Consider the following 23,930-nt stretch of genomic DNA (forward strand, 5'->3'; position numbering starts at 1 on the left):
TTTTGGTTCCCACGACGCCTCCGGGTGGGGGGGTGGAGTGGACCACTCCCCCAAAGAAGGGCATTCCGGGACTCGGGCCGAACCCGCGAGTGGGAGGGTACGCCCCGCGGTGCTGTCGGGCTCGCGCTGCGTTGCCCTGCGAGCCTGCCCGCTCGCCCGGCCGGCCTCCGCGCCCGGGCCGAACTTTCGGTTATCCCGGCGCCCCTCGCCGGTCTCCTGTTCAGTGCGGCCGGTTCCCCCGGCTCGCACGGCGCCGTGCCGTCGGCCGGAGAGGAGGAGCGAGCGCCCCGTGAGAGGCCGCACCGTCGGCGGCGCGGACCGCGACCCGGGCGCCCCGGTGTCCGCCGCCCAGGCCGGACCGAACCCGCCCCGCACCCGCTCGTCAAGCGCCGTCCCGGCGCGCTCACCCGGAAAGACCCGCCGATGTCCGCTGCCGTTCGTTCGTTCTCCCCTGGTTGGGCACTGGCGTCCTGCGTGCCCGCGCTGCTGGTCGCCGGGCTCGTCGGGCTCGTCGCGTGCGGCCCCTCCGCGCAGGCCGGGCCGGCGGTGGCCTCCGGCACCTCGGGCACCTCGGGCGCAGCCGGGAAATCCGGGATGCCCGGGATGTTCGGGATGGACCACGGAGCGATGACCGCCGGGCCCGCCGCGATGCCGGGGGTGCCCGGGACGCCCGCGACCGCACGGGGCCTCGCCGCCGAACAGGACGGCTACCGCCTGGACCTCGCCAGCGCCGAGCTGCCCGCCGGCCGGGCGACGGCCTGCTCGTTCACCATCACCGGCCCGGACGGCGGGCCGGTCACCGACTTCGCCGAGCACCAGAGCAAGAAGCTGCACTTCTACGCGATCCGCTCCGACCTCACCGGCTTCCAGCACCTGCACCCGACGATGGCCGCCGACGGCACCTGGACCGCCGACCTGTCCGCCCTCGCCCCCGGCGACTGGCGGCTGTACACGTCGTTCCTGCCGAACACCGGCCCGCGCGCCGGCGAACTCGTGCTCAGCCGCACCGTGACCGTGCCCGGCGCGGCCCCGGCGGTGCCGTTGCCCGCTCCGGCGGGCAGCACCACCGTGGACGGCTACACCGTCGACCTCCGGAGCGAGCCGATGGCCGGTGCGCACCGGCTGACCGCCACCATCAGCCGGGACGGCCGGCCGGTCACCGACCTCCAGCCGTACCTGGACAGCTACGCCCACCTCACCGCCTTCCACCAGGGCGACCGGGCGCTGGCCCACCTCCACCCGACGGACCGGGTCGACGGCGAGCACGGCGGTCCGACGCTGACCTTCATGGCCCTGCTCGGGGCGCCCGGGAACTGGCGGGTCTTCCTGCAGTTCCAGACCGCCGGGCACCTGCACACCGCGGAGCTGACGCTGAACGTCGCCGAGCCCGCGGAGTAGCAGGCGCGGCCCACAGCCACGGGCTCGCGGCCCGAACGGGCGGCCACGGACGGGGTCGCCCCGCTCGCACGTCTGTCGGGTCCCTCGCCCCGGCCCGGTCGACGCACCCCCCTGCGGGGCGGCTCCGGTGGTTGGGCCGATCGGATGGCGGTTCGTCCGCGCTGCGCCGCTGCGCGAGTGGTGCTGGCTACGGTGAGCGCATGCGACGAGGTATGCGGATGTGGCCGGTGGTTCTGGGGGTGTGCGCGGCGCTGCTGGCGCCGGGGCCGGTGTCCGCGACACCCGCGACGCCCGCGCCGACCGGCGGTTCGGCGCCGGCGGGGCCGGACTGCGAGCGCCTGGCCTGTGTGGCGCTGACCTTCGACGACGGGCCCTCCGCGGCGACGGCGGAGCTGCTCGACGATCTGGCCGCCGCCCGGGTGAAGGCGACGTTCTTCGCCGTCGGGGATCAAGTGCGGTGGTGGCCCGACCGGTTGAGGCGTGAGGCGGCGGAGGGCCATGTGATCGGCAACCACAGCCTGACCCATCCGCGGCTCGGGGCGTCGACGCCCGCGCAGGTGCGCGCCGAACTGGCGGGCGGCGAGCAGGCGATCGCCGAAGTCCTCGGTGAACGGCCGGAGTTGGTGCGACCGCCGTACGGCTCCTTCAGTGCCGAGGTCCGCAGGTTCGGGCACCCGCTGGTGCTGTGGGACATCGACACGCGGGACTGGGACCACCACGATCCGGCGCAGGTCCTCGCCCGGGTCGAGGCCGGTGTGCGACCGGGGTCGGTCATCCTGATGCACGACACCGAGAACCAGCGCGAGACGCTCGCCGTGGTGCCCGAGCTCGTCCGCCGTCTGCGCGGGGCCGGCTACACCCTGGTCACCGTGCCCGAACTCTTCGCCCCGGCCACGCTCGTGCCCGGCGGCGCCTACCGCGACCGGGCCTCCGCCGTCCGCCCCGTCGAGCACCCGCAGCCCTGGGACACCGCACCGGCGAGCAAGGAACAGGACTCCGCCGACGCGGTCGCCGGCACCCTCGTCTGGCAGCACCCCACCGGCGCGCCGGACGGCGCGGCCGAGGCGGAGACCGTGGAGAGCGGCCTGCGCCCCGGCGAGTGCCGCACCCTCGTGTCGCCCGGTCCGCCCGCGTACGCCGTGCGCAATCTCACCGGACACGACATCGAGCTGCACGACCGGCCGGACTGCACTCGTCGGACCGGGACCGTCACCCCGGGCGAGGAGATCGTCGGCGAGCTGTACAGCGTCCGGGTCCTCTGAGCCCGATGGGCCACGACTCCTTCTCCCGACGGCTGTTGGCGATCGCGACCGGCCGGTGGGCGGCCACGGCCGGGTCCGCTGCCCCGGCGCCGCCGGGCCGTCCTTCGCGCTCCGGAGGTCCGGCCCGGCGCCGGGGCGCGGCCGTGCTGACCGCCCTGGCCGCCGCGGCCTGCGTGGTCTGTCCGGCCGCCGCCCGCGCCGACGCCGGGCCCGCGCGGGAGCGCCTCCTGCAGCGGCAATTCACCTCGGCCGCGCGGGAGTTCGGCGTGCCGGTCGGAGTACTCCTGGCACTCGCCTACCAGGAGAGCCGCTGGGAGTCCCACCAGGGCAGGCCGAGTACCACCGGGAACCACGGCGTGCTGGGGCTGACCGACGTCGACGTCGCCGCCGTCAACGCCGCCAACGCCGACCACCCGGCCCGGCGCGGCGCGGCGGGCGCCGTGAAACCCCGGGTCACGGACTCCCCGGCGCTCCACACGCTCCGTGCGGCGGCCGCCCTGATCCACCGCCCGGCCGAGGAGGTGAAGCAGGACACGCTGCAGAACCTCCGCGGCGGCGCGGCCCTGTTGGCGGGATACCGGAACGCGCTGCCGGGACCGGTCCGCGACGGCGCCGGCGGCTGGTACGAAGCGGTGACGCGCTTCGGGCGCGGGGAGGGTGAGGACGAGCCGGGCCGTCGGTTCGCGGACCGGGTCTTCGAGACCCTGCGCGTGGGCGCGGAGCGGACCACCTCCGAGGGGGCGCGGGTGAGGCTCGCCGCCCAACCGGACCTCGTGCCGCCCGCCGCCCGGCCGCACCGGCCCGCCGAGCAGCCTTCGGCGCGGCCTTCGCGCCGGGCCGACGGGCCGGTCGCCGAGTGCCCGGACGAGCTCGGGTGCGACTTCGTGCCCGCCGCGTACGCCCTGGCCGACCCCGCGGACCCGACGTCATGGGGGAACTACAACCCGGCCGACCGCCCCGCCGACGGCCTGCGGATCCGCACCCTCGTGCTGCACGACACCGAGGGCGGCTTCGACGGGGCGATCGAGTACTTCCAGGACCCCCGGGCCCAGGCCAGCGCGCACTACCTGGTCCGCGCCTCCGACGGCCACGTCACCCAGCTGGTGGCCACGCACGACATCGCCTGGCACTCCGGCAACAAGACCGTCAACATGCACAGCATCGGGATCGAGCACGAGGGCTTCGCGCTCCCCACCGACCGGCCCACCTGGTACTCCGAGCAGTTGTACCGGTCCTCCGCGGAGCTGGTGCGCCACCTCGCGGCCCGGTTCTCCGTGCCGCTGGACCGCGAGCACGTCATCGGCCACGACGAAGTCCCGGCGCCGACCCAGGCGGCGGTGTCCGACATGCACTGGGACCCGGGCCCGTACTGGGACTGGGAGCACTACTTCGCACTGCTGGGGGCGCCGCCCGGGCCGGCCGACGGTCCGCCGCGGCCGGGTGACACGGTGGCCGTCGTCGCGCCGCTCGTGGCGACCGGGCCGCTGCCGCCGCAGGCCCGGGAGCTGCAGGCGCGCAACGCCGTCCTGCTGCGCACCGGTCCGGCCGCCGACGCGCCGCTCGTCAACGACGGGTCCACCAGGCCCGACGACTGGAGCGACACCGCCGTCACCGGCGCCCGCTACGTGGTGGCCGGGCGCGAGGGCGACTGGACGGCGATCTGGTACGACGGGCAGAAGTGCTGGTTCCCCGATCCCGCGGGCCTGAGCACCCGCCGCGTGGGAGCGGCCGGCCGTGCGCTGCTCACCCCGCGCCCCGGACCGGCCTCGGTCCCGGTGTACGGCCGCGCCTATCCGGAGGCCTCCGCCTACACCGACCACCCGGCCGTCGACCCGCCGCCGGTGGTCGCCCTGGGGGCCACCCTCCCGGCGGGCCAGGTGTACGTCGCGGCGGACGAGTCACCCCGGCCGGCCGACTTCTTCCAGCAGCGGACGATCCGTACCGACACGCCCGACAGCCGGATCCTGGTGGTCGGCCGCGACACCTACTACGCGATCCGCTTCGACCACCGGCTCGCCTTCGTGCGGTCGAGCGACGTGCGCGTCGTCCCGCCCACGGCGGAGTCCGGGTGACGGCCGCCGGTCAGGCAGTCGGGACGGTGAACCGGTACCCGGCGTCGACGAGCCGGGGCAGGTAGTGCCGGACGGCGGCGACGGTCTGCGAGCGGTCGGCCGGCCCGCCCCGGGCGGGCAGGAACTCGGGGGTGAGGCAGCCGTCGTGGTCGAGGACGATCGAACCGGTCCGGGCCTCGGCGAGCACCCGGTCCACGATGACGTCGGCACCGGGGTTCGACCAGTCCTCCGGGTCCACCGACCAGGAGACCGGCCGCAGTCCGAGGTCCGCGCAGACGGCCATGGTGCCCGGGGTGAAGTGGCCGCCGGGGGCCCGGAACAGCGAGGGCCGTCGGCCGGTGACGCCGACGACGAGTTCGGTGGTGCGCTCGATCTCCGCCCGGATCTGCGGCTCGGACAGATCGTCGAGGCGGGGATGGGACCAGGTGTGGTTGCCCAGGACATGGCCCTCCTCGGCGACTCGGCGGGCCAGACGGGGGTACTTCTCGACGTTGGCGCCGATCATGAAGAAGGTCGCGGTGACGCCGTACTGCCGTAGGACGGTGAGGAGTTCGGCCGTGGCGTAGGGGCCGGGGCCGTCGTCGAAGGTCAGCGCCATGGCCATCGGTCCGGCGTCCACGTACTCCTGCGGCCCGGAGAGGGCGCCCGGGGCCCCGCCTGTGCCCCCGCCGGTGGTCGCGGTCTCCGCGCCGGACGACCGGGGCGGACGCGGACCCGCCGCGCCGACGGTGGCGCCCGCGCCGCAGGCCGTGGCGAACGCCAGGGCGGCGGCCCTGAGCAGGGGGCGTCGTGCGAGCTGTCCGCGGTGAACCGTCATGGCCGCAGTATCGGTGTCGGCGCCCCGGCGCCGGGTGGGGCACGCCCGGGCGGCCCGGCGCCGGGCCGCACGACCACCCGGGCGGCGCTCGCGCGGTGAACGGCGGGGCAGGGCGCCCGGATCCACGCCGCACGCGTGGCCGGGCGCCCCGGTGGGGCCTACTGCCACGGGTCGGTGAACGACCGCCCGGGTACCGGCTTGGCGATGAGCGCCACCGCGATGAAGAAGTTCACCTGGCCGATCGCGAACATCAGGGTGGCGAGCGCCCGGGCGTCGTAGTGCTCGGTCGCCCGGCCGTACATCTCGTCGGAGACCCGCTCGCCGTGGACGGACGGCTGGAGCACCGCCTCCACCAGCGCCAGCGCGGCCCGCTCCGCACCGGTGAAGTACGGCGAGTCCGCCCAGGACGCCACCGAGGTGATGCGCTCCTCGGACTCCCCGGCCTTGCGCAGGAAGCCGGTGTGCAGCACGGTCAGGTAGGTGCTGCCGACGATCTGGCCGGCCCGCAGCTGGACCAGGCTGATGGTGGAGCGCGGCACCGAACCGTTGCCGGTGGCCCTGAACAGCGCGGCCGACACCTCCGCCAGCTCGGGCACGAGCTGCGCCGGGTCCTCGGTCATCCGCGGCGCCATCGGGACCTCTGCCGTGATCGATCGCGTTTCCATAAGTGCCTCCTCGGGGCTTTCACACGGTCACTGCTGCTTCGACGGACGGCGGCGGGAAGATGTGACAGCGGCCGGGCGCCACGTTCGCCGGAGTCGTCCGGCTCCCGGGCGCTGCCGCCTCTCGACGCGCGCGGGTCTGACAGGGGAGTCCGGCTCTGTTCCGGGTCGACAGGACCCTCCGGTGAACTCGACGGGGTGCGGCTCCCGTTGGTACCGGTGAGGGCCCGGCGGGTGGGCGCCGGGTGGGCTGTGGCCCGGGTGGACCGGTGCGCCGACGAGGCCCGGTCCCGACCAGTCAGGAGCAGACGCATGAACAAGATCAAGGCCGCGGTCGTGGCCGCCGCCGCCCTCGCCGGAGTCGGGCTGGGCGCGGCTCCCGCGTCGGCGGGTGACATCGGTGTCCCCGGGCACTGCAGCGACCGGCAGTTCGGCGGCACCTACCTGTGCGGCGGCGCCTACGGCGACGGCGTGACGTACTTCGGCTTCCGGGACGGCACCAGTGAGATCTTCGTGATCGGGACCGACCACGCCGTGTGGACGCGCTGGACGACCAACAGCTCCGGCAAGCTGAGCTCCTGGACCTCCCTGGGCGGCTCCTTCACGGGCAAGGTCGAGATCACCCGGCAGACCCTCGGCGGCGCCTTCACCATCACCGCGCGCGGCGACGACAACCGCCTGTGGTCCCGCGACCGTGACCAGAACGGGAAGTGGAACGGCTGGCACAACTAGGAACGGCCGGTACCGGCACGTCCTGATGGTGGTGGGGGAGACCCGGAGAACCGGTCCACGGGCGCTCCGGGCCTCCCCCTGCGTCAGCTGCCGGAGCGGAGGCGGTCGGTGCACGCGGCCCGGGTGGTCGGAAACCCAAGGACCGGGACGTGACGGAAATGTGTTCGCGTGTGAGGGGTGGTGTCGCGATACGATCACCCGGCCTACCACGGCGCAGCCGCGTCGGGGTCGTCCGTAGCCAGATCCTGAGGTGACCGTTGAAGATCCGTCGTTCGCTCGCTACCGCCGTCCTCCTGGCCACGGCCGCCGCGCCCGTCGCCCTGGGCAGCGCCCCGGCGTTCGCCGACAGCACCCCGACGGGGCAGGAGCAGACGGACTCGGCGGGGGCGAAGACGGACGACGAGAACCGGGCGGCGATCGAGAAGCTGCTCGTCTACCCGAACAGCTACCTGCTCACGGCGCCGAGCGACTACCTGCGCGAGCACGCGGCGGCGGCCCTCGCGGGCACCCCCGAGGACCGGGCGCGCTTCCTCGCGTCGCAGGTGGACCGCATCCGCCGGGACGACGCGCGGATCGCGATCTCGCGGATCATGAGCGTCGGCGGTCCGGCCGTGCAGAAGGCCGCCAACGCCGTGTTCCCCCTGGACGACATCGAGGCGTACCGCGCCTTCCTGAACCAGGGCCAGTACGAGGCCCGGGCCGAGGACGAGAAGCGTGCCGAGGTGCAGCGGATCCTCGACGACCCGAAGAGCGGGCCGGGTGTGCGCGAGGGCGCCCGGAAGGCGCTCGCGGGGACGGCCGCGGATGTCGAGCAGTTCCTCACGGTAGGCCTCAAGAAGGCCGGTGAGGACGACGACCGGGTCCTGCTCGGCCAGATCATGTCCGCCGGTGGCCCGGCGGTGCGGGCCGCCGCCGGCGCCGCGCTCGACGGCACCATCGACGACGTCCGTGCCTTCCTCAAGGTCGGCCAGTTCGTCGCCCGGGCCGAGGACGAGAACCGCGCCGAGGTCCGGCGGATCCTCGACGACGCGGGTACCGGCCGTCACGTCCGGGAGGCGGCCGAGAAGGCGCTCGCCGGCAGCGCGGCGGACGTCGAGCGCTTCCTGAAGGCGCAGCTGGAGCCGCTGCGGGAGAGCGACGACCGGATCCGCGTCTCCCAGCTCGTCGAGACCGGGACGCCCGAGGTCCGGAAGGCCGGCCTCGCCGCGCTCGAAGGCACCGCCGCGGACGTCCGGGCCTTCCTGGCCGAGGGCCGGTTCACGGCTCGTGCCAAGGACGAGGCCGCCGCGAAGGCCGCCGCCGAGGCTGCCGCGAAGCCCGCCACCGGGGCGGTGCAGAGCACGTCCGGCACCACCCAGCCGGTCCCCGCGGTGGCCCCCGCCGCGGTCACCTCCGGTACGACGGCCACGACGGCCACGACGGCCACCTCGGCCACCTCGGCCACCGTCCCCACCGCGGCCGTCCGGGGCACCGGTACCGGCACGCTGGCCGCCACCGGCTCGACCGCTCCGCTCGGGGAGCTCACCGCCGCCGCCGGAGCGGCCGTCCTCCTGGGCGCCGGCGCGGTCGTTGCCTCGCGCCGCCGCTCGCAGGCCTGACCCACCCCCCTCGCCGACCGGTGCGCCGTGCGCAGCGGTCGGCGAGGTGTTTGCCGGGCCCCGGCCGGGCCGGCCGCACCGGTTGCGCGGACCTACCCCTGGGCGGTGGGGCGGACGACGATGTCGCCCACATCGACCCCGTCCGGCTGCTCGATGGCGAAGGCGATGGCACGGGCCACCGCGTCCGGCGGGAGGGCGATCTCCATCAGCTTGTCGATCTGCGGCTTCACCGACGGGTCCATGTGCTCCGCGAAGTCCGTGCGGACGGCGCCGGGCGAGACGACGGTGACGCGCAGGCTGTCGCCGGCCTCCTGGCGCAGACCCTCCGAGACGGTCCGTACGGCGTTCTTCGTCGCCGCGTACACCGACTGGAGCGGCACGATGCGCAGGCCGGCGGTGGACACGGTGTTGACGAAGTGTCCGGAGCCCTGCTCCCGGAAGACCGGCAGGGCCGCGGCGATCCCGTACAGGACGCCTTTGAGGTTGACGTCGATCATCTGCTCCCAGTCCTCGACGCGCAGGTCGTCCAGGCGGGAGATCAGCCCGACCCCGGCGTTGCCGACGAGGACGTCGAGCCTGCCGTACCGGTCGCGGGCCAGCTGGACGAGGCCGGTGAGGTCGCCCTGCCGCGTCACGTCGGTGCGGATCCAGGCGGCCTCGCCGCCGACCTGTTCGATACGGGCGGCCAGGGCCTCCAGGCGCTCTGTGCGGCGTGCCCCGAGGACGACCTTCGCGCCGCGCGCGGCCAGCAGGAGTGCGGTCGCCTCGCCGATGCCGCTGCCGGCGCCAGTGATCGCCACGACTTTGCCTTCGATTCCCGACATACGGGACCGTCCTTCCGGAACAGGGGAGTAGGGGGCGGGGGCAGGCCGGGCCGTGCCCTAGAGTTGAAAGTGGAGGGTCCGCCACTTCGCTCAGACTAAGCGGAGGAACCTCCACTTAGCAACGGAGGAGGGAGAGGCCGCCGATGACCCGAGCTTCAGGGCGCCCGCTGAGGGCCGACGCGCAGCGGAACCGGGACAGGATCCTGGCCACCGCGGTGCGCATGTTCACCGAGGAGGGGCTCGACGCGACCTTCGAGCGGATCGCCGCGGAGGCGGGTGTCGGAACGGGCACCCTGTACCGCAACTTCCCGACCAGGGAGGCGCTGGTCGAGGCGGCGTACCGCAACGAGGTGGCCCGGCTCTGCGACGCCGTCCCCGGACTCCTCGCGACCATGCCGCCCGCCGAGGCCCTGCGGGCATGGACCCGCCGCTTCATCGACTACGCCACCGCCAAGTTCGGCATGGCCGACGCCCTGCGGGCGGTCGTCGCTTCGGGCAGCAACCCCTATGCCGACAGCCGCGAGATGATCCAGAGCGCCCTCGCCGCCCTGATGGACGCCGGTAACGCGGCCGGAACGATCCGGTCCGACATCAGCGCGAGCGACATGTTCGCCGCGCTCGCCGGCATCGCCCTCACCTCGGCCGGGCCGGACCAGCGCGAGCAGGCCGAACGCCTCCTCGACCTCACCCTGGACGGACTGACGGCGGCCCCGACCCGGCTGTCCGGCGACTGACGACGACCTCCCGGGCGGTACCGGGTGCGGGTACGGAACCTCAACGGGAACAACCCGACCAGGCTTGACCCGGTCGTCGCCGACAGCCCCGGCCGGCAGGTCGCCTTCCTCTTCCCCGGCAGCTGGAACTTCGCGTTCTCCAGCGGCTGGTGCCGCCCGGTGCGCCTGCGGGCACCACCTCTCCACAACGACGTGCGTGACCCGCCGTGCGCGGTGCCGTGCGCCCCCGGCACACGGGAGCGGCGGACAGCCCGGCGCCGCCGCCTACAGGCGGACCGGCAGGGCGACGAGGCCCCGCACCAGTCGGGAGTGGCGCCAGGTGAGTCGGTCGGGCGGGACGGCCGGCCGCAGGGTCGGGAATCGCTCCAGGAGGACCCGCAGGACGATCTCGATCTCGGCGTGGGCGAGCGGCGCCCCGACGCAGCGGTGGATCCCGTGCCCGAAGGCCAGGTGGCCGGCCGCGTCGGGCCGGTCGAGGTCGAGCCGGTCGGGGTCGGCGAACCGCGCGGGGTCGCGGTTGGCCGCGCCGGGGCAGACGAACACCGGGGAGCCGGCGGGGACTTCGCTGTCGCCCAGGCGCACCGCCTCGGGGGCCCAGCGCCAGGTCGCGATGCTCACCGGCGCGTCGTAGCGCAGGAGTTCGTCGACCGCGGCCGGGATGCGGTGCGGGTCGGCCACGAGGCGTCGCAGGTCGTCCGGGTGCCGGAGCAGCGCGAGGACGGCGTTGCCGATCGCCGCGGTGGTGGTCTCGTGACCGGCCACCAGCAGCAGCACGGCCAGCGACAGCAGCTCCTCCTCGCCGAGGCGGTCGGCGTCGCTGTCGCGGACCGCGATCAGCTCGGAGAGCAGCGAACCGTCCGGCCCGGACCGCTTGGTGGCGATCAGCTCCGCGAGGTAGTCGGCCAGCGCGTGCGAGGCCGAGTCGATCCGCTCGTGGTCGCCGGTGGCGAACAGGTCGGTGGACCAGCCGCGGACGGCCGGGCGGTCCTCCGGCGGGACGCCCAGGAGTTGGCAGATGACGGTGACCGGGAGGGGCCCGGCGAGGCCCTCGACGAGGTCGACCTCGCTACCGGGTGCCCAGCGGTCGACGAGTTCTTCGGCGAGTGAGCGGACGTACGGGCGGAGTCCGTCGACCACGGCGGTGGTGAACGCCCTGGTGACCAGGCGGCGGAGCCGGGTGTGCTCCGGGGGATCGGTGGCGAGCATGGTGCGGGCGACGGCCGGGTGCAGGGACCGCTTGGACGGCTTGTCGGCGAAGTACGCGCCGGTGTCCTTCGACAGCGGGGCGGTGAGGGCCTGGCGGGCCGCGTGGAAGCCGGTGACGACGGTCGCGGTGCCGGGGCCGCCGCCCTCCATCGGGATGCGCAGGACCGGTGCGGCCTCGCGCAGGGCGGCGTAGGTGGGGTAGCGGTCGCGGTAGAACGCCGGATCGGCGAAGGGGGAGGCCATGGGGGTCCTGGGCGGTGTCGAGCGCGCGGTGCCGCCGCCGGGCGGCGACGACGGAGCGGACGGTGTCGGAGGTGGCGCACTGCTGGGCTACCGGTCGTGGCCGGACGGCCACGGCTCGGATGCTACCCGCGCGGGCGCCGCCGCCGGGCGCCCGCGGGGCGGAGCGGTCCGGACGCACGCCCCGCGCGATGCACAGCCGTCGGACCGGTCTCGTAGAGTGGCGGAAGCGGCGGGGGCCGTGCAACACGGGGGATTGCGAGGCGCTTTGAACGCTGTGGGGACGCGGATCGCCGACCGGTACCGGTTGGAGGTACTGCTCGGGCGCGGCGGGATGGGCGAGGTCTGGCGGGCCCACGATCCCCGGCTGGACCGCGGGGTCGCGATCAAGTTCCTCGCCCCGCAGTCGGCGGCCGGCGCGGTGGCCGCGCAGCGGTTCCACCGCGAGGCGCAGGTCACCGCGCGGTTCCAGCACCCGGGCATCACCCAGATCTTCGACAGCGGCGAACAGGGCGGCCGGCTCTACCTGGTGATGGAACTGCTCCGGGGCCGCGACCTCGGGGAGGTCCTGCACGGGCGGCCGTCGGGGCTGCCCGTCGACGAGGCGGTGGAGCTGACCGCGCAACTCGCAGGCGCCCTGTCCTACGCGCACCGGCTGGGCATCGTCCACCGGGACATCAAACCCGCCAACCTCATGCTGCTCCCCGACGGGACGCTCAAGGTGTGCGATTTCGGACTCGCCGGGTACGTCCGGGCCGACTCGGGTCTCACCCGGGAGGGCAGCGTGATGGGCACGCCCGAGTACATGGCCCCCGAGCAGTGGCGGAGTCCCCGGGTCGACGGACGGGCCGATCTCTACGCGCTGGGCTGTGTGCTCTTCGCGCTGCTCACCGGACGGCCGCCGTTCCCGGCGCGCGGCGGCCTCTGGACCCTGATGGTCCAGCACCTCCAGACCCCGGCCCCGCGTCTCGCCCCGCTGCGGCCGGAGGTCCCCGAGGACCTCGACGAGCTGGTCGCGGAGCTGCTCGCCAAGGATCCGGCGGACCGCCCGGCCGACGCGGGCGCCGTCGTGGCGCGGCTCCGGGCGGTCGGCCGCCGCCCGTCCGCGCCGGAGCCGCGGACGCCCGCCGTTCCGGCCACTGTTCCCGCCGTGGTGCACTCCGGCGGTCTCGGGCTGGAGCTGCACCGCAACGAGTTCCTCGCCCCGGGTGCCACCGAGGCGCACACGATCCTGACGGTGACCGGCCCCAGCGGGGCCGCCGACCGGGCGGCGGCCGGCGCGCCCCGCGCGCTCGTCCTCCTGGTCGGACTGTCGCCGGAGCTGCCCGAGGCGGACTTCCGGGCGGTCGGCGCGGCGGTCGCGGCCGTCATCGACGGGCTGGACGAGGGCGCCTCCTTCGCCGTCGTCGCGGGGTCGGCGTACGCGCGGATGCTCTACCCCGACACCCAGCGGCTGGTCCGGGCGACCGCGGCCGCCAAGGCCGGGGCGCGGGCGGCGCTGGCCGGGCTGGAGCCGGTCGGCGCGGCGGCGTTCGGCCGCTGGATCCGGCTGGCCGACCGCCTGTTCGCCGGCCACGCCGACGCGGCGCGCACCGCGATCCTGCTGACCGACCTGGAGGCGGCCGCCGAGAGCGCCGACGACCTGGCCGCCGCCCTCGCCTCCTGCGCGGGCCGCTTCCCGTGCCACGCCCGGGGCATCGGCGAGCGGTGGTCGGTCGCCCAGGTCCGGTCCGTCACCTCCGCGTTGGGCGGCACCCTCGACATCGTGCCCGCCCCCGCGTCGCCCACGGGGACACCGGGCCTCCACCGGGAGCTGGCCTCCCTGGTGGACCGGACCCGCCGGGCCGGGCTGCGTGACCTCGCCCTGCGGATCACCACGTACGACGACGGCGGGGTGCGTTACCTCAAGCAGGTCTCCCCGCAGTTCGAGGACCTGTCGGAGCGCGGGCAGCCCGTCGGCCCCGGGGTCACCGAGTACCCCGTCGACATCGCCGACGACGAGTCGCTCGACTTCCACCTCTGTGTCGGACTACGGCCCGGGCGGGAGGGGGAGGAGGTCGTCGCGGCCGAGCTGGAGATCGTCCAGCTCCCCCCGACGGGGGACGGCCGGACCCTCGTCCGGGCCCGGATGCCGGTCCACCGGGTCGGTGATCCCGCCCGGCCGGGCCCCGAACCGGTCGCGGTGGACCGGGAGGCGCTCCTGCGCGCCATCGAGGAGGGGCTCCGGGCCGACGGCCGTTCGCGGCCGGCCGAGGGCTGATCAGCGGGCCCGGGCGGCGCGACCCGGCGGCCGCGACGGGTCAGCCGGCCTCGGCCGGGAGCCGGCCCGCCGCGACCGCCTCGACCAGCGCCCGGTGGTCCCGCTCGTTCCGGTCCGCGTACGCCTCCGCGAACTCCACCAGGGCCCGGTCGAAGGCGTCCCGCTTCCCCAGGTAGGCGGCGATGGCGATGCGGTCGCCCGACCGGGCGTGCGCCCGGGCCAGCGTGGCGCCGCACAGTTCGCCGAAGGCCCGCATGCCGCGCGGCACCATCCGCTCGGCCACGACGATGCCCTTCCAGTCGCGGAGCTGACGGATGTAGAAGTCCCGCCGCCTGCCGTCGATGCCCTCGACCCGCTCCCAGCCCAGGAAGATGTCGCTGGTGGCCTGCATCAGCCGCTGGCCGGAGACCACCCGCTCGCCCTGGTTGTCGTACCGGCTCGCGCCGACGTACGGCGCCAGCACCGATTCGCCGGCCTCCTTGGCCTGGAGGAACAGCGGGTCCTCGCCGTCCCGGCCGAGCAGCAGGAAGATCCAGCACCGGGTGCCGACGCTGCCGACACCGACGACCTTGCGGGCCGCGTCCACCAGCCGGAACGCCGAGAGCAGGGTGCGCCGGTCGGCCGGCATGGTGCTCGCGTAACGCCGCACCAGGCCGTGGAACAGCTCCATCAGCGCGGTCCGCTCCACCTCCGGCAGGAGGTCGGCGATCGGGACGAGCAGCGGCGGGTCGGCGGCGATCCGGACCAGGCCGTCCGTCACCTCGGTGAGCTTGCCGAAGGCCTGGAGGCTGTCGCGGGTGCGGGCCTTCGACATCGCCTCGTCGAGCCCCCGGCGGGCCCGTTTGGAGACCCGGCCCACCGCCAGCTCCCGCAGCCGCTGCGAGTCCAGCTGGGCGTACCAGACGTCCAGGTTCCGCATCCCCGCGAACCGCCGCATCGCCTCCCGGTACGAGCGGACCGCCGTGGCGACGATGTCCGCGCGCTGCGCCCCGTCGAAGCCGTTCGCCCGGCCCGCGATCACCAGGCTCGACGCCAGCCGCTTCACGTCCCACTCCCACGGGCCGGGCAGCGTCTCGTCGAAGTCGTTGATGTCGAAGACCAGCCGCCGCTCCGGCGAGGCGAGCAGCCGGAAGTTCAGCATGTGGGCGTCGCCGCAGAGCTGGACCCGGATGCCCGAGTCGGGGGTGCCCGCGAGGTCGGACGCCATGACCGCGGCCGCGCCCCGGTAGAAACGGAACGGGGACTCGGCCATCCGGGCGTACCGGATCGGCACCAGCTCCGGCACGCGCAGCGCCGACTGGGCCGCCAGGATCGTGAGCGGGTCGGGCCGCTCCGGGCCCGGCCGGTACTCGGCGTGGGCGGAACGCGGTGTCGTCCGGCGTGCCGCACGACCGGCCGCCGCCCGCTCCTCGGGGGTCGCGCGCCGCACGGGACGCGCCTGGTCCTGGCCCATCCGGTCCTCCTGTCCGACCGCGGCCGCGCTCCCGGCCGCCCACCTGCGGAGGAGCGCCGGCCTGCCCCCCCGGGGGGAGGGAGGCAGGCGTCGGCGGCCCTGCTCCGATCATGGCCGCCCCGGGCCGATCCGGCTCGCGGTGAGCCGGATCGGGCCGAGCGTGGCCCGGCCGGGTCAGACCGCCGAGTACCAGACCTGGGCGCCCGTCCCGTTGCAGGTCCACAGGTTCAGCGGAACGCCCTGGACGGCGGTGGACTGCGGGTCGTCCAGGCACTTCCCGGACGCGGGGTTCAGCAGGTAGCCGGTCGGCGACGGCAACCACTGCTGCGCCGTGGAACCCGAGCACGGCGCGAGCAGGACCGTGCTGCCGGCGGTCGCGGCGGTGTTTCGGTGATCTCCTCCACCCGGTGGACGAGCAGCACCACCTCGCCGCCCGGGGCCAGGACGGGAGCGTTGACCGGGCTCCAGTAGCGCTCCTCCCACTCGCCGGCGCTGCCGGCGGACTGGACGTCGTAGCGCTGGAGGGCCATGGTGTCGCGTTCGCCGCTCGCCAGGACCCGCTGCAGGGAGACCCCGAGGTTGCGGCTGCCGGTGGCGTTCGGATCGTTCGGATTGTCGGGGAAGACGTCGAAGAGGTACCGGCCGACGAGCTGCTCGCGGGTACGGCCGGACATCCGTACGAAGTCCTCGTTGACGTCGACGTACACCAGGTCCGGGGTGAGGAGGGCGACCATGCCGGGCAGGGCCTGGAACACCGCGCGGTAGTCGACGGCCGGGAGGCTCATGGCTCCGCACGGGGGCCGGGCGCGGAGCCACGCGCCTCCCGGTCCACTCGCTCGAGGAGGGCTCCGACGGACCCGCCGCGGCCGTGGCAGCCCGTGACGGGCCGGCTCCGCCGGTCGAGTTCCTGGCCCATCGCATGCCTCCGACAGCTGTGGCACTCCCCCTGCCACCATCAGTGATTCGGGCGCGCCACGCCAGCCGGGCCGGGCGGCCCCTATGGCGGCCGCCCGCCGTCGGGGCAACGCTGGAGGGGAAGGCCGGGCGGGGAACCGCCCGGCACCCACGCCCGACGGGGGCGACCAGGTCGCTGACGACCACGGAGCGTGACCCCTGGCACCGAGGAGTCGATGTGGACCAGAACCCCGGACCTGACGCCGCCCAGCGGGTGGATCCGGCCCTCGTCGCCCGGCGGATCGATGACCGCCGTCGACAGCTCGGGCTGACCGAGGAGGCGCTGGCCCGGCAGACCGCGATGGCGCCCCGCTACCTCCGGCACCTGATGGAGGCCGGCCCCGCCTTCGACCCGGCCGCCTTCGTCAGGATCGCCGCCGTGCTGCGGACCACCTACGGCGAGCTGCTGTCCGGCCGCGCCGACGCCCCGCCGGGGCAGGGCGGCGCCGGCGCGCGCCCGCTGCTCCTGCACCTGACCGAACCCGAGTGCTGGGACCGCGTCGGCACCCACGGCATCGGCCGGATCGGCCTGCCCACCCGGCCGGCGCCGGCGGTCTTCCCGGTCAACTACACCGTGGACGCCCGCACGATCGTCTACCACACGTCCGCGCACGGCACTTCGGCCCCGCCCGACGGCTCGCCCGTCTCGTTCCAGGTGGACCACATCGACGAGAGCCTCAGCCGGGGCTGGAGCGTGCTGATCCTCGGCCGGGCCCAGTACGTCGAGGACCCCGACGAGATCGCCCGGCTCAAGGAGCTGCCGGGGAGCACCCCCTGGGCCGGCGGCGGCCGCGACCTGTGGGTGCGCATCCGCCCGGACGAGACCAACGGCCGCCGGATCACCTCCGGGTAGGGCCGCCACGCCGCTGCGCCCGACCGGGAGGTGATCCGGTCGTACCCGGTCCGGGCGGCTCCGGTAGCGTCCTCGACCCATGGGAACCAGTGCAGAGCCCGAGATGATCGCCGTCCCCCCGGGCCGCGCCGTCCTGTCGGACCGGCGGACACGGCGTACCTGGGAGGTCGGGCTCGCGCCCTACCTGCTCACGCCCCACCCGGTCACCCAGGCGCTCTACACCGAGGTCACCGGGCTGCGTCCGAGCGCCGCCCAGGGGGCCGGACTACCCGTCGAGAGCGTCTCCTGGGAGGACGCCGTCCGGTTCTGCAACGCGCTGTCGCGGCGCGACGGGTACGCCCCGGTCTACCGGTTGCGGGCCGACGGCTTCCGGGCCGACGGCGAGGACATCGAGTGGGACGCCGCCGCGGACGGGTACCGGCTGCCGACCGAGGCCGAGTGGGAGTACGCCTGCCGCGCCGGCACCACCGGGCCGCGGTACGGCCCGCTCGACGAAGTCGCCTGGTACCGGGGGAACTCGGACGAGCGGATTCGGGAGGTGGGCGGCAGACGGCCCAATCCGTGGGGTTTCCACGACATGCTCGGCAACGTCTGGGAGTGGTGCTGGGACGTGTACGACGCCGAGGTCTACGGCACCTACCGGGTGCTGCGCGGCGGCGGCTGGTTCGACGAGCACTGGAGCTGCCGGGCCTCCGTGCGACGCCGCAGCCACCCGACCTTCCGGGTCGACGACGTGGGGTTCCGGATCGCGCGCTCGGTGCTGCGCTGACCGCCCGGTGACGCCGCCGCGGGCCGGCCGCGGGGGCGGGGGCGCAGGTCGGGGGAGGGGCGGTGACGGCCGGGGCGGGCGGTGGCCGGGACAATGGTGGCGACAATCCCCCGGAAGTACAGAGAAAGCGAACCCCCCACATGGATCTCGGCGTGCGCTGGAAGCTGCACGGTGACGGGCGTACGCCCGCACCGGGAGCGGTCGTCGCTCCGGACGAACGACTCTCCTGGCCCCGGACGGCGGGGCTCGGCGCCCAGCATGTGGTGGCCATGTTCGGCGCGAGCTTCGTGGCCCCCGTGCTGATGGGGCTCGACCCCAATCTGGCGATCATGATGTCCGGCGTCTCGACCGTCATCTTCCTGCTGGCGACCCGCGGTCGGGTGCCCAGCTACCTCGGCTGCTCGCTGTCCTTCGTCGGCGTGGCCGCAGTGATCCGGGCGCAGGGCGGTACCAGCGCGACGGTCACCGGCGCGGTGTTCGTGGTGGGCGGGGCGCTGTTCCTGGTGGGCCTCGCCGTCCAGCGGTTCGGGGCGCGGATCATCCACGCCGCGATGCCGCCGATCGTCACCGGCGCCGTCGTCATGCTGATCGGCTTCAACCTCGCGCCCGTCACCGCCTCGACGTACTGGCCGCAGGACCAGTGGACGGCGCTGCTGGTGATGCTGTTCACCGGGCTGGCCGTGGTCTGCCTGCGCGGGTTCTGGTCGCGCGTGGCGATCTTCCTCGGGCTGGTCTTCGGGTACGGGATCTCCTGGCTGTTCGACCGGGTCTTCGGGCGGATCCACTCGGCGGACGCGAGCGGGCACCTGACGGACCACTGGCGCCTGGACCTCTCGGGCGTCGGCCGGGCGGACTGGGTCGGCCTGCCCGACTTCCACGGCCCGACCTTCCAGTGGTCGGCGATCCTGGTGGCGCTGCCCGTGGTGATCGCGCTGGTCGCGGAGAACGCGGGGCACGTCAAGGCGGTGGGCGAGATGACCGGCCGGAACCTGGACGACAAGCTGGGTACCGCGATCTCCGCGGACGGCGTCGGCTCGATGCTCTCCACCGTGCTCGGCGGCCCGCCGAACACCACGTACTCGGAGAACATCGGTGTCATGGCCGCCACCCGCGTCTACTCCACCGCCGCCTACTGGGCCGCCGCCGGCTTCGCGCTGCTGTTCGGCATCTGCCCGAAGTTCGGCGCCGTGGTGGCCGCGATCCCCGGTGGGGTGCTCGGCGGCATCACCGTCATCCTGTACGGCATGATCGGGCTGCTCGGCGCGCAGATCTGGACCAACGCGGGGGTGGACCTGCGCAATCCGCTGAACCTGGTGCCGGCCGCCGCGGGCATCATCATCGGCATCGGCAACGTCACCATGAAGTTCACCGACACCTTCAGCCTGAGCGGCATCGCGCTGGGCACCCTGGTCGTCATCACCGGCTACCACGTGCTGCGGGCGCTGGCCCCCGCGCACCTGAAGACCCAGGAGCCGCTGCTGGACGAGGGCACCTCGTCCTACGACGCGGGCACCGGGGACGAGGGCGGGGCACCGCCGCACACCCGGTAGCGGGCGCGTCGCGGCGGCGCGCCCGCGCGGACGGGCGCGCCGCCGTGGCCCCGGCGGGCGGCGGACCTGCCCGAAAGGGCCACGACCGGCCGGACCGCTTGGACAACGGTCCGTCAGGTGGTCAGATGGTCGGATCGATCCACGCGTCCGGGCCGCCCCCACGGCCGGACGGCCTCCGTTCTCCGCCACTCATCCACCCGGGAGAGGCATGTCCCTTCTGTCCCAGCACCGCAAGACCGCCGTCGGCGCCGCGGCCCTCACCGTGCTCGCGCTCTCCTGCGGCTCGGCCGCCGCCAGCAGCCCGGCCGCCGCGGCGGGCAAGGTCCTCTGGACCCCGAGCACCGCCAAGGGCCCGTCCTCGTTCACCGGAGTCCAGTGCGCGGCGGGCAACTTCGGCGTCGTCAAGGACACGGCGAAGGGCAGTGTGTGGCGGGCCTTCCAGGCCGCGGGCGAGGAGCGCTGCGAGACGCTCGGCCCCGACCTGAAGGAGGGGGACACCTTCTACCTCGGCTGGTCGTCCAAGGCGGACATCAAGGACGCGAACAGCCGGTACGTCTTCCAGCTGAAGTGCTCGCCGAGCACCGGCACGGCGAACCACCCGATCGAGATCGACGCGACGACCGGGCGGATCCGCCTCCAGGAGTGGGACACCGAGCACGTCGCGCACCAGCTGTGGACCGCGCCGACCGCCAACGACCAGTGGCACTCCTACGCGCTGAAGATCCGTCTCGGCCGCACCGACGGCACCATCGACTTCTGGTTCGACGGCGTGAAGCAGACGTTCACCACCGGCTCGGGCACCTTCAAGGGCACCACCTGGGACGGCACCCGCAACTACCTGAAGTGGGGCTCCTACCACCCGTCCTCGGGGGACGCCACGAACACCTTCACCAGCCCGGTCATGGCGACCACGCTGGAGGCGGCCACCGCGGGTTCGTGAGGCCCCGGTGGTCCGGACCCGGGCAGCAGCAGGCCTGCCACCCGGGTCCGGACCGTCACAGCCGCTCGGGGACGGGGTTGCCGACCGCCTCGATGGCGCGGCGGAGCGGGACCTTCGTCAGCAGGGCGAAGCCGATCACGAAGAACACCAGCAGCGAGATGATCGCCGAGCGGTAGCTGCCGGTGATCTGGTAGGCGAGGCCGAAGACCAGCGGGCCCATCCAGCTGGTGCCGCGGTCGCTGACCTTGTAGAGGCTGAAGTACTCCGCCTCCCGGCCCGCCGGTATGAGGTGGGAGAACAGCGAGCGGGAGAGTGCCTGGCTGCCGCCGAGCACCAGGCCGATCATGCACGCCAGGACGAAGAACCAGGCGGGCTGGTGGGCGGGCATGACGTACCCGAGGGCGAGGGTGACCACCCAGCCGACCAGCGAGCCGAGGACGGTCCGCTTGGCACCGTACCGGCGGGCGATCCGGCCGAGCAGCAGCGCGCCGCCGATCGCGACGATCTGGACCAGGAGCACGGCGGCGACCAATGAGGTCTGGTCCATGCCGAGCTCCTCGCTGCCGTAGAGCGAGGCCTGGGAGACGACGGTCTGGATGCCGTCGTTGTAGCAGAGGAAGGCGCCCAGGTAGAGCAGGGTGAGCGGGTGCTCGCGCATGCCGCGCAGCGTGCGGGCGAGTTCGCGCAGGCTCCCGGCGGTGGGCCGGTCGTCCGGTGCGGCCGCGGCGCGCTCGGGCACCGCGCCGGCCCGGGACGGCAGCCGCAGCATCGGGACGATGGTGAACAGCGCCCACCACAGGCCGGCCGAGGCCAGGCAGATCCGCACGGCGGTGCCGGAGGACAGGCCGAGCGCGTCGTGGCCCTCGAACAGCGCGAGGTTGGCGACCAGCAGCAGGCCGCCGCCGGCGTAGCCGTACGCCCAGCCCTTGGAGGAGACGGTGTCGCGTTCGTCGGGGGTGGCCAGGGCCGGCAGGTAGGCGTAGGAGAGCGCGACCGACACCGCGTACGCGATGTTGGCGACCACCAGCAGCGCGCCGCCGAGCAGGTAGCGGTCGCCGTCGAGGAAGAACATCCCCATCGTGGCGACCGCGCCGACGTAGGCGGCGCCGCACATCAGCTCCTTGTGCCGCCCGGTGCGGTCCGCGACCGTCCCGGTCAGCAGCATCGCCGCCACCGAGATCAGCACGGAGAAGGAGACCGTGTAGGGGAAGAACGATCCGGCGCGGATCGAGAGGCCGAGCGGGTGCACGTCGCCGGCCGCGTCGGCGGCGTTCTTGGCCACCGAGGTCAGGTACGGCCCGAGGAACACCGTCAGGACGGTGGCCGAGAAGGCGGCGTTCGCCCAGTCGTTGATGTACCAGCCGAACTGCATCCGGCGCAGGGCCCGGTCGTCGGTGGTGACCGCCTGGCGGTCCGGAAGGTGGGCCGTGGTGCTCATGAGGCTCCTGTCACCGTGCTGGAGCCGGTGCTGCCGTCGGTCCAGCAGCCGCGCTCGCCGAGGACGTCCCGCAGGACGTCGATGCGATCGGCCATGATGCCATCCACCCCGAGGTCGAGGAGAGCCCTGATCCGTGTGGGGTCGTCCACAGTCCAGACGTGCACCGGCAGGCCGAGCCGGTGGGCGGCGCGGACGAAGGCGCGGTCGACGACCGGCACGCCCCGGTACCGCTCCGGCACCTGCGCGCACACCCCGGCGAACGGCGCCCCGGGGCCCCGCAGCAGCGGCCCGGCCAGCGAGCGCAGCCGCAGCCGGGCCACCTCGCGGGGGCCGAGCGAGGTGGCCAGCCGGGGGCCGGCGGCGGCGCGGACGGCCGAGAGGCGGCTGTCGGAGAAGCCGCCGACGCAGACCCGGTCCCAGGCGTTCGTCCGGCGGACCGCCCCGACCAGCGGTCCGACGGCCGGCATCGCCTTGACGTCGACGTTGAAGCGGGCCTCCGGGAACGCGCCGAGCAGGTCCTCCAGCAGCGGTACCGGTTCGGTGCCGCCGATCCGGGCCTGCCTGACGGTCTCCCAGGGCAGGTCGGCCACCGCGCCGGTGCGGTCGGTGACGCGGTCCAGGCGGGAGTCGTGGAAGGCCACCAGGACGCCGTCGGCGGTGGCGTGCACATCCGTTTCGAGGTAGCGGTACCCGAGGGCCACGGCGGCCTCGAAGGCCGCGAGCGAGTTCTCCGGACGGCCGAGGTCACCGCCCCGGTGTGCGAAGGCCAGCGGCCCCGGCTGGTCGAGGAAGGGGTGCATGTCGTGCTCCGAGCTCGCTGGGAGAGGGGCCCGTCGGTCCGGCGCCGCCGGCGCTCGGGCCCGTGCGCGTTACAGTATTACGCACCCTGTCAAGCAGTAATGCCCGCTGGCGTGGTGGGCGGGTCGGGTACCGCTCAGCCGCGCACCCGGCGGGCCCGGAGGTACTCGCGGCCGAGCAGGCGGAGGGCGGCGGGCCTGGGCGGTCCGGCCGAACGGCGCAGCAGGGCCGGGACGTCGGCGCGGGCGGCGGCGCTGGTCAGTTCGTCCAGGCCGATCATGCAGCGGACCATCGGCCGGTGGGCGGGCGGGACGAGGGCGAGCAGGGCGGGGCCCTCGGCGAGGGTGCGGTCGACCAGATCGAGCTGTTCGGTGACCAGCGCCCGGACGGCCGGGAGGTTCTCGCCCCGCTCCAGATCGGCGCGGGTGACCCCGTGCCGGGCCAGGGTCTGCTCGGGGATCGTCAGACGGCCGTCGGCGAGGTCCTCGGCGAGGTCGCTGACGAAGTCCAGCCGCTGGCTGGCGTCGATGAAGGTGCGGCAGGCGCTGCGGTAGGCGCTCTGGTCACCGTCCGGGCCGAGCAGGGTGGCGACGACCATGAACGCGGGCAACGAGTAGGCGTCCAGGTAGCGCTGGTAGTCGGCCTCGGTGGCGAAGCCGGTGAAGTCGAGGTCGGCGACGGCTCCGGCGAGGTGCTCCAGCGCGCGGTCGCGCAGGGCGGGGTGCGTGGCGACGGTGTTCACCAGCGGGCGCAGCTCGGGGTCGTCGGTCCGGCCGGCGGCGAGGCTGTCGGCGACCTCCCGTTCCCAGCGCGCGTACGCCGCCTTCCGGCCGTCCAGCGGGCCGCTGTCGAGCAGGGTGTCGGTGCGGTGCATGTAGGCGGTGGCCGCGATGACGTGCGGCACGAGCCGGGCGGGCAGCAGGAGCCGGGCGGCCAGGACGGCCTCCGGCTTGTACCGCGTCACCTGCCGGCGCTGCCGGCCGTAGTCCTCGCGCAGCCCGGGGTCGGCCACCCCGGCCGCGTCCAGTGCCCTGTCCCAGCCGCCCACGTGTCGCCCTCCTCCTTGATCGTCGACCCGCCGAGCCTAGAGGGTTCCGGCACCGGCCTGGGTACGGAGTTGGCCCGGGCCCTCGTGGACCACGGCTTCGGCACCCTCGGGCTGCCCGAGGTGCACGCCACGGTGGCCGCGCCGAACAGTGCCTCGCTGACCCTGCTGACCAGGATCGGCTTCGCACACGTCCGGGACATCCAGGAGGACGACGGCAGCACCACCCGCGTGCTGACCGCCCACCAGGCTGTCGGACCGGAGGCCCGCCGCCGGTGAGGCCGGACGGGCCGCCGTCCCGTCGAAAACGCCTGGGAGCCCGGTG

Annotated in this window: 20 protein-coding genes and 2 pseudogenes; 12 read left to right on the forward strand and 10 right to left on the reverse strand. The window is 74.6% G+C overall.

Annotation, left to right across the window (positions count from 1 at the left end; genetic code table 11):
• The first annotated feature begins 423 nt into the window (after positions 1-423).
• From ACZ4UX_RS19580 to ACZ4UX_RS19590, 3 genes are all read left to right on the forward strand, one after another.
• Positions 424-1,398 (forward strand): hypothetical protein, encoded by a 975-nt coding sequence (locus ACZ4UX_RS19580; RefSeq protein WP_465707549.1) that lies wholly within the window; start codon positions 424-426, stop codon positions 1,396-1,398.
• 200 nt (positions 1,399-1,598) lie between these two features.
• Positions 1,599-2,660 (forward strand): polysaccharide deacetylase family protein, encoded by a 1,062-nt coding sequence (locus tag ACZ4UX_RS19585; RefSeq protein WP_465707550.1) that lies wholly within the window; start codon positions 1,599-1,601, stop codon positions 2,658-2,660.
• A gap of 5 nt (positions 2,661-2,665) precedes the next feature.
• On the forward strand, positions 2,666-4,732 hold the full coding sequence (locus ACZ4UX_RS19590; RefSeq protein ID WP_465707551.1) for an N-acetylmuramoyl-L-alanine amidase: 2,067 nt from the start codon (positions 2,666-2,668) through the stop codon (positions 4,730-4,732).
• Between the two features lie 10 nt (positions 4,733-4,742).
• Here ACZ4UX_RS19590 and ACZ4UX_RS19595 read toward each other — a convergent pair whose 3' ends face one another.
• Together ACZ4UX_RS19595 and ACZ4UX_RS19600 are read right to left on the reverse strand one after the other, a co-directional pair.
• A complete protein-coding gene (locus tag ACZ4UX_RS19595) occupies positions 4,743-5,549 on the reverse strand; it encodes a polysaccharide deacetylase family protein (RefSeq protein ID WP_465707552.1) in 807 nt (268 codons plus the stop codon).
• 158 nt (positions 5,550-5,707) lie between these two features.
• Positions 5,708-6,214 carry a carboxymuconolactone decarboxylase family protein gene (locus ACZ4UX_RS19600; RefSeq protein WP_465707553.1) on the reverse strand — a complete coding sequence of 169 codons (507 nt, stop codon included), beginning with the start codon at positions 6,212-6,214 and terminating at the stop codon, positions 5,708-5,710.
• 309 nt (positions 6,215-6,523) lie between these two features.
• Between ACZ4UX_RS19600 and ACZ4UX_RS19605 the strand changes: the two genes are divergently transcribed.
• Positions 6,524-6,943 carry a DUF8189 domain-containing protein gene (locus ACZ4UX_RS19605; protein WP_465707554.1) on the forward strand — a complete coding sequence of 140 codons (420 nt, stop codon included), beginning with the start codon at positions 6,524-6,526 and terminating at the stop codon, positions 6,941-6,943.
• A 257-nt stretch (positions 6,944-7,200) separates the two neighbouring features.
• On the forward strand, positions 7,201-8,541 hold the full coding sequence (locus ACZ4UX_RS19610) for an ALF repeat-containing protein (RefSeq protein WP_465707555.1): 1,341 nt from the start codon (positions 7,201-7,203) through the stop codon (positions 8,539-8,541).
• A 92-nt stretch (positions 8,542-8,633) separates the two neighbouring features.
• Here the strand turns inward: ACZ4UX_RS19610 and ACZ4UX_RS19615 are convergent, their stop codons facing one another.
• Complete coding sequence (locus ACZ4UX_RS19615) at positions 8,634-9,365, reverse strand: SDR family oxidoreductase (protein WP_465707556.1); 732 nt, start codon at positions 9,363-9,365, stop codon at positions 8,634-8,636.
• A 143-nt stretch (positions 9,366-9,508) separates the two neighbouring features.
• Between ACZ4UX_RS19615 and ACZ4UX_RS19620 the strand changes: the two genes are divergently transcribed.
• Positions 9,509-10,099 carry a TetR/AcrR family transcriptional regulator gene (locus ACZ4UX_RS19620; RefSeq protein WP_465707557.1) on the forward strand — a complete coding sequence of 197 codons (591 nt, stop codon included), beginning with the start codon at positions 9,509-9,511 and terminating at the stop codon, positions 10,097-10,099.
• Between the two features lie 264 nt (positions 10,100-10,363).
• Here ACZ4UX_RS19620 and ACZ4UX_RS19625 read toward each other — a convergent pair whose 3' ends face one another.
• Positions 10,364-11,548, reverse strand: coding sequence for a cytochrome P450 family protein (locus ACZ4UX_RS19625; protein WP_465707558.1), 1,185 nt, complete (start codon positions 11,546-11,548; stop codon positions 10,364-10,366).
• A gap of 274 nt (positions 11,549-11,822) precedes the next feature.
• Between ACZ4UX_RS19625 and ACZ4UX_RS19630 the strand changes: the two genes are divergently transcribed.
• The gene (locus tag ACZ4UX_RS19630; RefSeq protein ID WP_465707727.1) at positions 11,823-13,805 is read left to right on the forward strand and encodes a serine/threonine-protein kinase; all 1,983 of its coding nucleotides are present in this window, start codon (positions 11,823-11,825) and stop codon (positions 13,803-13,805) included.
• Positions 13,806-13,845: 40 nt separating this feature from the next.
• Here the strand turns inward: ACZ4UX_RS19630 and ACZ4UX_RS19635 are convergent, their stop codons facing one another.
• From ACZ4UX_RS19635 to ACZ4UX_RS19645, 3 genes and pseudogenes are all read right to left on the reverse strand, one after another.
• Positions 13,846-15,258: a DUF2252 domain-containing protein gene (locus ACZ4UX_RS19635; protein ID WP_396489408.1), complete on the reverse strand. Its 1,413-nt coding sequence runs from the start codon at positions 15,256-15,258 to the stop codon at positions 13,846-13,848.
• A gap of 174 nt (positions 15,259-15,432) precedes the next feature.
• Positions 15,433-15,576, reverse strand: a complete 144-nt coding sequence (locus ACZ4UX_RS19640; protein WP_465707559.1) for a ricin-type beta-trefoil lectin domain protein — start codon at positions 15,574-15,576, stop codon at positions 15,433-15,435.
• Positions 15,577-15,644: 68 nt separating this feature from the next.
• Positions 15,645-16,043, reverse strand: a pseudogene (locus tag ACZ4UX_RS19645) (PAS domain-containing protein); the annotation flags it as partial.
• A gap of 347 nt (positions 16,044-16,390) precedes the next feature.
• On the opposite strand from ACZ4UX_RS19645, the gene ACZ4UX_RS19650 reads away from it, so the two are divergent.
• The 4 genes from ACZ4UX_RS19650 (at position 16,391) to ACZ4UX_RS19665 (ending at position 20,324) form a co-directional block, all read left to right on the forward strand.
• Positions 16,391-17,065, forward strand: coding sequence for a helix-turn-helix domain-containing protein (locus tag ACZ4UX_RS19650; protein ID WP_465707560.1), 675 nt, complete (start codon positions 16,391-16,393; stop codon positions 17,063-17,065).
• A gap of 79 nt (positions 17,066-17,144) precedes the next feature.
• Positions 17,145-17,834 carry a formylglycine-generating enzyme family protein gene (locus ACZ4UX_RS19655; RefSeq protein ID WP_465707561.1) on the forward strand — a complete coding sequence of 230 codons (690 nt, stop codon included), beginning with the start codon at positions 17,145-17,147 and terminating at the stop codon, positions 17,832-17,834.
• 140 nt (positions 17,835-17,974) lie between these two features.
• Positions 17,975-19,384 carry a uracil-xanthine permease family protein gene (locus tag ACZ4UX_RS19660; protein WP_465707562.1) on the forward strand — a complete coding sequence of 470 codons (1,410 nt, stop codon included), beginning with the start codon at positions 17,975-17,977 and terminating at the stop codon, positions 19,382-19,384.
• A gap of 208 nt (positions 19,385-19,592) precedes the next feature.
• Positions 19,593-20,324 carry a heparin lyase I family protein gene (locus ACZ4UX_RS19665; RefSeq protein ID WP_465707563.1) on the forward strand — a complete coding sequence of 244 codons (732 nt, stop codon included), beginning with the start codon at positions 19,593-19,595 and terminating at the stop codon, positions 20,322-20,324.
• 55 nt (positions 20,325-20,379) lie between these two features.
• Here the strand turns inward: ACZ4UX_RS19665 and ACZ4UX_RS19670 are convergent, their stop codons facing one another.
• The 3 genes from ACZ4UX_RS19670 to ACZ4UX_RS19680 form a co-directional block, all read right to left on the reverse strand.
• The gene (locus ACZ4UX_RS19670) at positions 20,380-21,762 is read right to left on the reverse strand and encodes an MFS transporter (protein WP_465707564.1); all 1,383 of its coding nucleotides are present in this window, start codon (positions 21,760-21,762) and stop codon (positions 20,380-20,382) included.
• Complete coding sequence (locus ACZ4UX_RS19675; protein ID WP_465707565.1) at positions 21,759-22,562, reverse strand: glycerophosphodiester phosphodiesterase; 804 nt, start codon at positions 22,560-22,562, stop codon at positions 21,759-21,761. The genes ACZ4UX_RS19670 and ACZ4UX_RS19675 overlap by 4 nt, the downstream gene beginning before the upstream one ends.
• Before the next feature lie 134 nt (positions 22,563-22,696).
• Positions 22,697-23,608, reverse strand: coding sequence for a phytoene/squalene synthase family protein (locus tag ACZ4UX_RS19680; RefSeq protein ID WP_465707566.1), 912 nt, complete (start codon positions 23,606-23,608; stop codon positions 22,697-22,699).
• Between the two features lie 48 nt (positions 23,609-23,656).
• Here ACZ4UX_RS19680 and ACZ4UX_RS19685 point away from each other — a divergent pair.
• Positions 23,657-23,884: pseudogene (locus ACZ4UX_RS19685) on the forward strand (GNAT family N-acetyltransferase); the annotation flags it as partial.
• Between the last annotated feature and the right edge of the window lie 46 nt (positions 23,885-23,930).

This window comes from Kitasatospora sp. NPDC028961, assembly GCF_055564815.1.

Bases quoted from the DNA above. Each gene is read 5' to 3' on its own strand.
- ACZ4UX_RS19580 (WP_465707549.1), top strand. From the start codon at position 424: ATGTCCGCTGCCGTTCGTTCGTTCTCCCCTGGTTGGGCACTGGCGTCC.
- ACZ4UX_RS19585 (WP_465707550.1), top strand. From the start codon at position 1,599: ATGCGACGAGGTATGCGGATGTGGCCGGTGGTTCTGGGGGTGTGCGCG.
- ACZ4UX_RS19590 (WP_465707551.1), top strand. From the start codon at position 2,666: ATGGGCCACGACTCCTTCTCCCGACGGCTGTTGGCGATCGCGACCGGC.
- ACZ4UX_RS19595 (WP_465707552.1), bottom strand. From the start codon at position 5,549: ATGACGGTTCACCGCGGACAGCTCGCACGACGCCCCCTGCTCAGGGCC.
- ACZ4UX_RS19600 (WP_465707553.1), bottom strand. From the start codon at position 6,214: ATGGAAACGCGATCGATCACGGCAGAGGTCCCGATGGCGCCGCGGATG.
- ACZ4UX_RS19605 (WP_465707554.1), top strand. From the start codon at position 6,524: ATGAACAAGATCAAGGCCGCGGTCGTGGCCGCCGCCGCCCTCGCCGGA.
- ACZ4UX_RS19615 (WP_465707556.1), bottom strand. From the start codon at position 9,365: ATGTCGGGAATCGAAGGCAAAGTCGTGGCGATCACTGGCGCCGGCAGC.
- ACZ4UX_RS19620 (WP_465707557.1), top strand. From the start codon at position 9,509: ATGACCCGAGCTTCAGGGCGCCCGCTGAGGGCCGACGCGCAGCGGAAC.
- ACZ4UX_RS19625 (WP_465707558.1), bottom strand. From the start codon at position 11,548: ATGGCCTCCCCCTTCGCCGATCCGGCGTTCTACCGCGACCGCTACCCC.
- ACZ4UX_RS19635 (WP_396489408.1), bottom strand. From the start codon at position 15,258: ATGGGCCAGGACCAGGCGCGTCCCGTGCGGCGCGCGACCCCCGAGGAG.
- ACZ4UX_RS19655 (WP_465707561.1), top strand. From the start codon at position 17,145: ATGGGAACCAGTGCAGAGCCCGAGATGATCGCCGTCCCCCCGGGCCGC.
- ACZ4UX_RS19660 (WP_465707562.1), top strand. From the start codon at position 17,975: ATGGATCTCGGCGTGCGCTGGAAGCTGCACGGTGACGGGCGTACGCCC.
- ACZ4UX_RS19665 (WP_465707563.1), top strand. From the start codon at position 19,593: ATGTCCCTTCTGTCCCAGCACCGCAAGACCGCCGTCGGCGCCGCGGCC.
- ACZ4UX_RS19670 (WP_465707564.1), bottom strand. From the start codon at position 21,762: ATGAGCACCACGGCCCACCTTCCGGACCGCCAGGCGGTCACCACCGAC.
- ACZ4UX_RS19675 (WP_465707565.1), bottom strand. From the start codon at position 22,562: ATGCACCCCTTCCTCGACCAGCCGGGGCCGCTGGCCTTCGCACACCGG.